General features: G+C 44.0%; 8 protein-coding genes. 4 read left to right on the forward strand and 4 right to left on the reverse strand.

Annotation, left to right across the window (positions count from 1 at the left end):
* Positions 1 to 201 precede the first annotated feature (201 nt).
* A complete protein-coding gene (locus H4684_RS20060; protein WP_192625111.1) occupies positions 202 to 459 on the reverse strand; it encodes a DUF2442 domain-containing protein in 258 nt (85 codons plus the stop codon).
* 16 nt (positions 460 to 475) lie between these two features.
* Positions 476 to 709 carry a DUF4160 domain-containing protein gene (locus H4684_RS20065; RefSeq protein ID WP_264080977.1) on the reverse strand — a complete coding sequence of 78 codons (234 nt, stop codon included), beginning with the start codon at positions 707 to 709 and terminating at the stop codon, positions 476 to 478.
* Between the two features lie 524 nt (positions 710 to 1,233).
* Between H4684_RS20065 and H4684_RS20070 the strand changes: the two genes are divergently transcribed.
* Positions 1,234 to 2,520 (forward strand): nucleotide sugar dehydrogenase, encoded by a 1,287-nt coding sequence (locus tag H4684_RS20070; protein WP_192625113.1) that lies wholly within the window; start codon positions 1,234 to 1,236, stop codon positions 2,518 to 2,520.
* Between the two features lie 117 nt (positions 2,521 to 2,637).
* Here the strand turns inward: H4684_RS20070 and H4684_RS20075 are convergent, their stop codons facing one another.
* Together H4684_RS20075 and H4684_RS20080 are read right to left on the reverse strand one after the other, a co-directional pair.
* Entirely contained in the window at positions 2,638 to 2,970 is a 333-nt protein-coding gene (locus H4684_RS20075; RefSeq protein WP_192625114.1) for a type II toxin-antitoxin system HicB family antitoxin, read from the reverse strand.
* A complete protein-coding gene (locus H4684_RS20080) occupies positions 2,967 to 3,221 on the reverse strand; it encodes a type II toxin-antitoxin system HicA family toxin (RefSeq protein WP_192625115.1) in 255 nt (84 codons plus the stop codon). The genes H4684_RS20075 and H4684_RS20080 overlap by 4 nt, the downstream gene beginning before the upstream one ends.
* A 711-nt stretch (positions 3,222 to 3,932) precedes the next feature.
* Here H4684_RS20080 and H4684_RS20085 point away from each other — a divergent pair.
* From H4684_RS20085 to H4684_RS20095, 3 genes are all read left to right on the forward strand, one after another.
* A complete protein-coding gene (locus H4684_RS20085; protein WP_192625116.1) occupies positions 3,933 to 4,904 on the forward strand; it encodes an alpha-amylase family protein in 972 nt (323 codons plus the stop codon).
* Positions 4,905 to 4,928: 24 nt separating this feature from the next.
* On the forward strand, positions 4,929 to 6,401 hold the full coding sequence (gene wzy, locus H4684_RS20090; RefSeq protein ID WP_192625117.1) for an O-antigen polysaccharide polymerase Wzy: 1,473 nt from the start codon (positions 4,929 to 4,931) through the stop codon (positions 6,399 to 6,401).
* Positions 6,402 to 6,492: 91 nt separating this feature from the next.
* Positions 6,493 to 6,816 carry a hypothetical protein gene (locus tag H4684_RS20095; protein WP_192625118.1) on the forward strand — a complete coding sequence of 108 codons (324 nt, stop codon included), beginning with the start codon at positions 6,493 to 6,495 and terminating at the stop codon, positions 6,814 to 6,816.
* The last annotated feature ends 24 nt before the right edge of the window (positions 6,817 to 6,840 follow it).

A 6,840-nucleotide genomic window follows, 5' to 3' on the forward strand; every position in this document is an offset into this window, starting at 1 on the left:
TTCTTTTGAATACTTGGCTGATCTTCCCATGTGTGTCTCCTCATGAGCGGAAGATAACCTCTCAAGCCGTGTCCGTCATCCTTAAGGCAGTCCAGGATGCAGCGACGGACACCTCTATCTGACCTGTCTTCGCAATAGAGGACACGTTCATTTCCCATTCACCAATCACCAATCTCCAATCACAAAAATTTCAATCACCATTCAGATGCCGCGGTCTGCAGGACGTGATTGTTCATAGAGGGTTTCAGGCGCGATATCGATGTTGCCGGGCCATATAACTGTTCCGTAGCCTACTTTAGCAAGCATGAAGAACGGTGATTCCTTGAGGCGGTGAAAGGGAGGTTTTGTCAGGAGATGCTTCATATCGAAAATGCGTTTTTCGCCGTTTTCGAAAGTGAGATAGAGGCAATGGTCGGGCCTGGCCTCGACGGCGACTACATCCAGAAGCTGTTTTTCCATAGTTACCATCCAATTGTCAGCGAAGCGGGGCTATGTTGAAAAGTTCTTCTCCAGCCACGGCCAGTTCCCAGTTTGCCAGCAGTTCGTCTTTGTGAATTTCGATCCATGCCTGCACAAGTTTCAGTTGCTTGGCGGGGAAGTCCCCTGCGAGGAGGACGCCATCGTCAATGCATATTGATGCCTTGTGTCCCGCATAGCGTACGTGGATATGCGGGAGGTTATGCCGCCCACAGTCTTCGTACATGATCATTACGAGGATTCCGTAAAACATGCTGATGGTCGGCATTTTTCATACCCTTTATTTATAAGTTGGAGTCGGGGATGAGTCCAGTGTGTTATTGGACTCAGAGACCCAGGCATTTGAAGTTGCCAGATTTCGCTTTGTGTGGAAATTCGGCCAAGTACGTATACTACATTGGGTCTCCAATGCCCGACTTACCCCAGTCACTACTCACCAATCACCATTCACCAATCAAGACAGTCCAACCAAATCAGACAACCCCCTCCTTGCTCAACTCCTCTGAAAAACAAGCCCAACCCCCGCCCGGCGTGGCTTTCCCGCTGGCTTCGAGAAAAGTCTTGCTGGCACGGGACTTGTATCCTTTGCGCGTCTTGATTTGAGAATCCGGGAAAGGAGTGTGGATGGTTTCAGGGGATGCGGTTGATGATCGCAGTCCTGTTGCGTTGCCTTTCCCATCACCGATCACAGACTGAATGAAATTAGTGAGTTCTTGGTCTCAGAGACCCAGACAATTTTTAATAAGTTGGAAGGTCATGGATAAAGCCGTCATTGCTGTTGTTGGACTTGGATATGTCGGGCTGCCTTTGGCGGTCGAGTTCGGGAAATACACCCGGACCATCGGGTTTGATTTATCTGAGCAGAAAGTGGCGAATTACACGAGTCATATCGATGCCATGGGCGAAGTGGACAGCGCTGGATTTGCTGCTGCGGTTCATTTCGAGCCAACCACGGACCCGGCCCTGTTGAGACAGGCCGATTACGTCATCGTGGCCGTGCCCACGCCCATCGGCAAGGACAGGCGACCGGACCTGTCACCCGTTGAGAGCGCGGCGCAGATCGTGGGGAGCAACCTGAAGCCTGGCGCGATCGTCATCTTCGAGTCCACGGTGTATCCGGGAGTGACCGAGGAGATTTGCGTACCCATTCTGGAACGGATGAGCGGGCTGGTCTGGAAGAAGGATTTTTTTGTGGGGTATTCGCCGGAACGCATCAATCCAGGAGACAAGGAACATACCCTGATCCGGATCACCAAAGTTGTTTCCGGGGACACGCCCGAGACGCTGGACAAGGTCTCCCGGCTGTACGGCTCCATCATAACCGCCGGAGTTTATCCCACCGAGAGTATCAAGGAAGCCGAGGCCGCCAAGGTTATCGAAAACACGCAGCGGGATCTGAACATCGCGCTCATGAATGAGCTGGCCATTATCTTCGACACGCTGGGCATCGACACCCTGAACGTGCTCAAGGCCGCGGGCACCAAGTGGAACTTCCTCCCGTTTCGTCCGGGCCTGGTAGGCGGGCACTGTATCGGCGTGGACCCCTACTACCTGACCTACCGCGCCGAAATGGCCGGCTACCACCCCCAGGTCATCCTTGCCGGCCGCCGCATCAACGACAACATGGGCAAGTTCATTGCCGAAAAGACCATCAAGCTGATGATCTCCTCGGGGCAGAACATCAAGGGCGTCAAGGTCGGCGTCCTGGGGCTGACCTTCAAGGAGGATTGTCCGGACCTTCGCAACTCCAAGGTGGTGGACATCATTTCAGAGCTTGAATCCTTCGGGGTCGAGGTGCTGGTGCATGACCCCATGGCGGACCCGGCCGAGGCCAGGGAGCATTACGGGGTCGAGCTGGTTGGGCTGGAGAGGATGCGTTGCCTTGGAGCGATGGTGATTGCGGTTGCGCATGCTGCATACAGGGACATGGGTGCAGGGTCTTTCCATTCGATGATCTGCGATGACGGCCATATCGTGGACGTGAAAGGGCTCTTAAACGGAACGGATGCGGGCGATAACGGCAGGAATATCTGGAGATTGTGAGGATTTATGAATGGTGATTGGTGAATAGATAGGACGAATAAAATTATCGATGATAATTTTTAAAACTTCTTCCCAATCACAAATCACTATTCACCAATCACCAACATCCTCCATACATCAGATGCGGGTCGCCTGCTCAATGACCTTTTCCGCCCACTTGTTCAGGCTTTGGCTTTCATGGGCTGCCTTGCGGAGTGCCGCCGCGTGAACCTGAGGATTGATGCGCAGCATCAGGCGACCGCTGGCCGGTTTTTCGGGTTTCTGATTCAGTTTTTCGCAGGCCGCTATATAGTCATCGATGGCGGTGTGGAATGCGGTCTGGAACTCGTGGACGGACTCGGCATGGAAGACTATGACATCTTCGATGTCTAAAATCTTGCCCACAAGAATGTTGTCTTCCGCGTCAAAGTCCATGCGGGCGGTGTACCCTTTATATTTCAAGGCGTTCATGGTTTGACCCCCAGGGTTGTAAGATATTCACGAACAGCACGAACGCGGTAGCGCAGAGATTCACGTTGCGGGTGTGGCCGGTGGAAGTGAGCGCGCTTGCCGCCCTTTTCGAAGGTCACCGATGAACCGCTTCCCTCGAGGATTTGGCAGCCCAGAGCGACAAGCAACGCCTCAATCCTTGCCCATTCCAGACCACCGTTCACGGGATCGGAAAAAATGGCTTCAAGCGTTTTCCTGTGTTTGCTGTTCATGATTCAGTGATAGCGCTTTTCTTGATAAATGCAAGCAGTGAGCGGAGGCGCGGCTCTCCACGATTTATCAAAGCCGTATCCCCGCCTTCTCGCAGTTTCCTAATCGCCAATCACCAATCACCATTCACCAATCAAGACAGTCCAACCAAATCAGACAACCCCCTCCTTGCTCAACTCCTCTGAAAAACAAGCCTAAACCGCGCCCGGCGTGGCTTTCCCGCTGGCTTCGAGAAAAGTCTTGCTGGCACGGGACTTGTATCCTTTGCGCGTCTTGATTTGAGAATCCGGGAAAGGAGTGTGGATGGTTTCAGGGTTCTTGGTCTCAGAGACCCAGGCGGGCTGAACTGGCTGTAGGGAGCGAGAAGTTTGTGAATCACGTCCGTAAACAGAGCGGGTATGCCCCAGTGGTGAAGCCAGAAAGCAACGCGCTCGCCGAGGAACCGGCCGGGTACGGAGAGCAGGTAGATGGCGGGAACATGCTGGAGTGGGGATTTTGAAGGTCCGCAACGCGAGTTTTTGCAAATAATTTTAGAATGTTAGATATAAAAATAGACAGATTTTCGGTTGATGACCTCATTCTAAGGCCGAAAAAAGGGCCTTTTTAGAGATAAAAGTGAATAAAATTGGTAAGTTCTTGGTCTCAGAGACCCAGCAGATATCAAACAGGCAGATACCAAGTCGAGAAAGTAGTCATTAAAATGAGAGAGTATTGTGAGTGATAGCAAATCAATTTTATCAGCAAAAATTTCTAAACGAAATTTTATAAAAATAATAGCTGGATCTGTTTTAAGTATTTCGACAAGTAATAATTTATTTTCTTATAATAAAATACAAGAATCAAAAAATTCATTACCTTTTTATCCACAAAATTTAGATATACCTCCAATATTTTGTATCGCATATATATCTCCGAATGTAGAAGATCAAAAAAATCAAGAGCACATTGTAGCAAAATATCCGTTGGTGATTGTCCCGCAAGATCAGCGATATGATTTTATTCGGTGGAGAGATAAAGTTAAATCAATAAATCCAGATATTAAAATGCTAGCCTATCATATGGTAATTGAGGAAACAGATGTTCCAGGACCTGGGCATGATAAGTTAAGGAAAGTAAAAGACTCTTGGTGTGTATATCCAGGCGGTCTAGTTCCAATGGTTGATGCAGTGCCTCGCAAAATGAGAATTTTTGATCCACGAAAATCAGAATGGCGTTCATGTTTTTTAGATGGATGTCGTGCAACATTATCCGCTTATCCGTATGATGGACTTTTCCTTGATCAATGCAGTGTTTTTGTAAAATCAAACCCTTTTCCCGGAGTTAGAGATGAGATGCGGCGTGCGATTCAAGACGTATTGCTTCAATTGCGTAAAGAATTTCCGAATATGTTATTAATTGGAAATTCAAGGTATAGTTGGTCAGGATTAAATGGAGAGATGAATGAATTTAGGCTGAATGAAATTGAAAGAGAATTGCGCAAATATCCGGGACATTCATTGCCCCGCGTTGAACTTGTTCAAACATATTTAAAACATTCAAACGACATCAATACGATAGTTAAAGAAATGTCAATTGTGCATGCACATGGCGGGTTTTATGGAACATGCGTAAAAGCACAGCAAGTTCTGTGGTTTGAAGAATTTGATCAAGTCATAAGATCTTACAATGAAAAAAAATTAATATAAACAGGTTAATAATTAATAGATATTATGTTTTTTTTGTTAAAATATTCAACAATAATAATTAATTTAATAGCTGTGTCTTTCGCACTATTGAATATATTAGCGCCGATTTCAGTGAATAAAAACTGGGAAATGCACGTTAGTACTGTTTTTGTATTTTGGGCTCTTTTTTTTGTTATGTGTACATATGCACACTTCAAAACATTTTATTTATTTATTAACGCGTATATAATTCCTTTATGCTTATTCCATTTAGGAATAGTAATTCCAAATGCATATGGAATGTTGAGTAATTTTAAGTGGGATAAGTCTTCATCATTTCATATGTGGTTAGAATATGCAAGTTGGTATGTCGTGTTATCGGTAGCTTGCATAGGTGTTGGTGTAGGTTTGTCAATGAAAAATAAAAAAATTATCGTTGTTAGTGATGGAATAAGATTTAAAATCACACAAACATTTAATAAATTATATTTAGATGGAATTGGATTGCTTATAGCCTCTGTGATTTTTTTGATAATGGCACTTATCTCATTAGGAAACTTGTTTGCTTATTCACGAGCAGATTTTTTTCATGGAGTAGGAGACACTAGAGGTCTTGGATTGTTTATGATGTGTCTGCCGTCAGCAGCGATAGTTTTAATGATAGGAGCGTGCAGTCGAAAAGAAAAAATTTTTGCGGCAACCATTTCTTTAATCACATTTGCTGTATTTTTGTTGTCTGGATATCGTTCCGCAGCACTTTTTCCTGCTTTAGTCGGCGTTATAATTTGGGTCAAAGTCAAAAATAAAATTCCGTTAGTTGTTTCTTTAAGTGCAATTTTATTTGTATTGTTTATTATTCCAGTTATCGGCATGCTAAGATCTGTTGGTCCATATAATGAGATGAATACACAACATTTTAAAAAATCAATTCAAAAAGCTAATATCGAAAATTCTTTTATTGAACTTGGAAGTACGATTGGAGTTCTTGCTCATACTCTTAGACTGGTTCCTGCTGTAGATGATTATCGTTACGGTATTACGTATGTCAAATCTTTTCGAGATTCAATTCCAAATATTATGCCAGAAATGAATAAATCTTATAGGAAAGAGTCAAGTAATAGAGCTATGTTAGATCATAAGGTTATTGGAAAGATGGCTGTGCCTTCTGATTGGATTACTTACAGGATAGCGCCGGATAAATATCATAAGGGAGAGGGTGTCGGCTTTTCTGCAATAGGAGAGCCCTATCTTAATTTTGGAATTGTTGGCGTGGTTATTTTCTTTTTATCGATTGGATATTGTTTAGGTCGACTCGACGATAGTTATCTTCTCGATAAGCCGAATTTGTTATTGTTTCTATGTGCGATGTTTTGGTTTTTAATCCGCACTGTGCGGAATGATTTTAGCAATTTTATAAAACCAGCAATATTTATATTTATTATCGTTGTAATTTGGAGATTTACTGCATGTGCGTTGTTAAAAAATTTAAAAAATAATAAATTAGTAAAAATTAAATAATATCAAAAAAAATTAATGTTTGTAATAAATATGTAAATATAATAATTATATTTTTTTTAAAAAAGGAATTTAGCAGTTCAATATTTAAAATATGAATAGATTAAAAAAAAATGTGAGTGCAAGTTTTGCTGGTAACGTTGTTTACGCAATATCACAATGGCTACTTATAATTTTGTTAGCGAAACTTGGTGGTGAACAAATTTTAGGTTTATATGCGTTGGCTTTGGCTGTGGTTAGTCCTGTTTTTGCCTTGACGAATATGAACCTACGCGCTGTTCAGGCTACTGATGCTGAAAAGCCTGTTAATTTCGACAGTTACGGTCGATTTCGTTATTTATCGTCCATTAGCAGCATGTTGAAAAATTCCTTCCGACGTCAGAGCCAAAAATTGACATCGCCGTCATCCTGGCCGTAATCAATTCAGAGAAAATCATGCATT

This window comes from Desulfomicrobium macestii (assembly GCF_014873765.1).
Taxonomy (GTDB): domain Bacteria; phylum Desulfobacterota; class Desulfovibrionia; order Desulfovibrionales; family Desulfomicrobiaceae; genus Desulfomicrobium; species Desulfomicrobium macestii.

What these genes read in the sequence shown, in the direction of transcription:
- H4684_RS20065 (WP_264080977.1), bottom strand. Translation starts at nt 709, where the DNA reads ATGATCATGTACGAAGACTGTGGGCGGCATAACCTCCCGCATATCCAC.
- H4684_RS20095 (WP_192625118.1), top strand. Translation starts at nt 6,493, where the DNA reads ATGAATAGATTAAAAAAAAATGTGAGTGCAAGTTTTGCTGGTAACGTT.
- H4684_RS20060 (WP_192625111.1), bottom strand. Translation starts at nt 459, where the DNA reads ATGGAAAAACAGCTTCTGGATGTAGTCGCCGTCGAGGCCAGGCCCGAC.
- H4684_RS20080 (WP_192625115.1), bottom strand. Translation starts at nt 3,221, where the DNA reads ATGAACAGCAAACACAGGAAAACGCTTGAAGCCATTTTTTCCGATCCC.
- H4684_RS20075 (WP_192625114.1), bottom strand. Translation starts at nt 2,970, where the DNA reads ATGAACGCCTTGAAATATAAAGGGTACACCGCCCGCATGGACTTTGAC.
- wzy (WP_192625117.1), top strand. Translation starts at nt 4,929, where the DNA reads ATGTTTTTTTTGTTAAAATATTCAACAATAATAATTAATTTAATAGCT.
- H4684_RS20070 (WP_192625113.1), top strand. Translation starts at nt 1,234, where the DNA reads ATGGATAAAGCCGTCATTGCTGTTGTTGGACTTGGATATGTCGGGCTG.